The sequence below is a fragment of the Ruminococcus sp. genome (genome assembly GCF_045129435.1).
In the GTDB taxonomy this organism is placed as follows: Bacteria; Bacillota; Clostridia; order Oscillospirales; family Acutalibacteraceae; genus Ruminococcoides.
In genome coordinates this window covers 1-2,762 of sequence record NZ_JBGVJL010000112.1, presented here as the reverse complement: position 1 = coordinate 2,762, position 2,762 = coordinate 1, and the positions used below count along the sequence as shown (strand labels likewise).

Below are 2,762 nucleotides of genomic sequence, written 5' to 3'. Positions count from 1 at the left end.
AGAAAAATGGCTTTTTGTGTTGCTGTCGCAGTTATAAGGTTTTCGCCGTTGCGTTCAAGTCGCCAAACAGCAGGCTGTTTGGCTATCATAATTTTGCTTAATCTAAAATATTGTGGGCTTTGCCCACACCACAACCTTTGAAAAAGGTTGACCAAATTTTTATTTTCAAGTATAAAGTCTGTAATAATTCAGGCAAAAATTTCTCGACCGTTGCTAAACCATAATTTATCAATATCACCCAACATTTAAAACAGAGCCTGCTTTATATAGCTTTAACCGCATTTTCCGCAATCTGAACAGCCGTTGCAAATTGGGCGACTGCCGCATTTTTCGCAGTTCTTACCATAGTGCGGTACATATAGCTTGCTTTTAGGAATTGTATCTCCGAATCTGTCGCATAGCTTCCAGTTGATTGGTTTTCCGATAAAATTCATACCCGATTTATATGCCATCTCGCTTTGCAGTTGTTTTTTGGGCATAAGGTAGGTTTTGCCGTCCTTGATGAAAACTGTGCCTGTTTCAATAAAGCAAAAGGTGACATTTGCACTCTTGCACTCGGCTTGCAGGTTTTTTACCCAGTCAAAATTACATGGCCTTGCACCGTCATAATTTTCACCGCCGCATATTACCTGTTCAAGCTGACCTGATTTTAAATATTCATCAACGGAAACCTCGCCGATGAACGGAGCGACCATTATACCTTTGTGTTTGAACGGCAAGGAAAGCAGGATTGGAATACGCTCGTCCGCCCTACGCTGATTTTCACAGGTGACATTGAGCATAACATTTTCCCAGCCGTTGCCCCAGTCCTTTGGCAGACATTCACGCACACGCTCTATGCGCTTGGTGAGTAAAAAGAATTTAACATCGGGACGATGACGCATAACGCTCCACGCCTCCATTCGCCACTCGTCAGCTTCCTTTAAAAAGAAATCAGAGGTCATACACACTCTTATAAGCTCACCGCTTTTAACCTTGTAGTTGCCAAATTTATCTTTTTGCAGAGGATAATAAAAGCCCTGCTTTGTGCGGTAAATATCTCTGCCGTTTTTGTTCCTTGCCTTGTCAAGGAAATACATATAGCAGTTGTCGCAACCTTCGCTGTACTTTACACAGCCGTGCCATGGGTTCCAAATATCGTGCATAAGTCCTCCAAAATGGTAATAAATTGTTGCAGACTAAGTTTGTTCTCTATCAAGCCTATCTAAATATTCTTCTGTTTTTCTGTATTCTTCATCACTTAAAAAATGACACCACAAACCGTAATGCACTTCTTCAAAGCCGACTTCGTACGGCAGTACATCGGGTGCACTGCTTTGGTAATAGAACACAGGCTTGTCCTCCCCGTTTACCCGATATGTACTGTAGATGCATTTGCATTTTTTATAATACACATACATATTATTTCTCCTAAAATACAGGTATCAACTGAATTAATAGCATATAACAGATTGTGCCTCCTGCTATGGAAAGTATCATCTGTCTTTTCCAAAGGTGCAGAGCTACAACTACAAGAATTGCTATAAGCTCGGGGATTCCATGAGTTCCGCTTAGTACATCTACACTTTTTAGGCAGTAAATGACGAGCAAACCAAATATTGCAGGCGGCAGAACTTTGCCGAGATACTGCACGAATTTTGGTGTTGGCTTATCTGACGGAAACACAAGGAAAGGTAAAAATCGTGTAAGCATTGTGCCGAGCACAACCATTGCTATTGTTATTATTTGTTCTGTTACAGTCATTGCAGTCTGCCCCCTTTCTCAAGTCGCTTTTTGGAGAGGGTAAGCACAATGAAGATTGCAAGCATTGACGGTATCATAAAATTGTCTGCACCAAATGCCAGCAAGCAAACAAATGACAAAAACAGTCCGAGCAATGAGCTTGTGTGGTCTTTCTCTTTAAGCCATTGCTCAAGGAAGATTACAACGAACATTGCGGTCATTACAAAGTCGAGTCCTTCAAGCTTTATCGTAATCAGTGAGCCGAAAATTCCGCCCATTGTTGCACCGAAAACCCAGTACATATGATTTAACAGCGTAACAAAGAACATAAACCAACCCTTGTCAACATCTTTTGGTATGTCTGCCGAGCAGTTGATTGAAAAGCTTTCATCACACATTCCGAATATCAGATAGAATTTTTTAATGCCTGTACCTTTGTACTTGTCGAGCATAGAAATTCCGTAGAATAAATGCCTTGCGTTTATCATAAATGTAACAGCAAGTGCCTGCAAGGGATTGAACGCACCGAGCAGCATATTCACTGCCACAAATTCAATAGAGCCTGCAAAAATTGTCAGACTCATAAGCATTGGATACCAAAAGCTGAAGCCTGACACATTCATATATATTCCATAGGTCATTCCTAAAAAGCAAAAGCCGGCAAATATCGGAACTGTGTGCGGAAATGCCGACTTAAACGCTTTCATTATTTTTCCGTCCATAAAACCATCCTTAATAAATCTGACTTAATTATAGATAATTTTACGCAATTAGTCAAATTTCTATTTTGAAACAACATATTTATTTTCTTGATTTAAAATTAAATCTAAAGCTTTAATCATAAAACAGACTGCAATACTTTTTACGGCGTTGCAGTCTGTTTGTACATTATAAGATAGTTTGCAAATAATAATTTTCTTTTTCCCGACAATGACTTAGTAACGGTCGAGAGTTAAAAGATTTGAGATTGTCTATGCTTTCTACTCGGACATAAAAATTTGGTCAACCTTTTTCAAAGGTTGTGGGTGTGGGCAAAGCCC

Annotated in this window: 4 protein-coding genes; all 4 read right to left on the bottom strand. The window is 39.8% G+C overall.

Annotated features, from left to right (window positions below):
• Positions 1-272: 272 nt before the first annotated feature.
• Positions 273-1,145: a DUF5131 family protein gene (locus ACJMMI_RS05570; RefSeq protein ID WP_405354221.1), complete on the bottom strand. Its 873-nt coding sequence runs from the start codon at positions 1,143-1,145 to the stop codon at positions 273-275.
• A 33-nt stretch (positions 1,146-1,178) separates the two neighbouring features.
• Entirely contained in the window at positions 1,179-1,331 is a 153-nt protein-coding gene (locus tag ACJMMI_RS05565) for a hypothetical protein (RefSeq protein ID WP_405354220.1), read from the bottom strand.
• A gap of 79 nt (positions 1,332-1,410) precedes the next feature.
• Complete coding sequence (locus ACJMMI_RS05560) at positions 1,411-1,743, bottom strand: branched-chain amino acid transporter permease (RefSeq protein ID WP_405354219.1); 333 nt, start codon at positions 1,741-1,743, stop codon at positions 1,411-1,413.
• The gene (locus tag ACJMMI_RS05555; protein WP_405354218.1) at positions 1,740-2,444 is read right to left on the bottom strand and encodes an AzlC family ABC transporter permease; all 705 of its coding nucleotides are present in this window, start codon (positions 2,442-2,444) and stop codon (positions 1,740-1,742) included. The genes ACJMMI_RS05560 and ACJMMI_RS05555 overlap by 4 nt, the downstream gene beginning before the upstream one ends.
• Between the last annotated feature and the right edge of the window lie 318 nt (positions 2,445-2,762).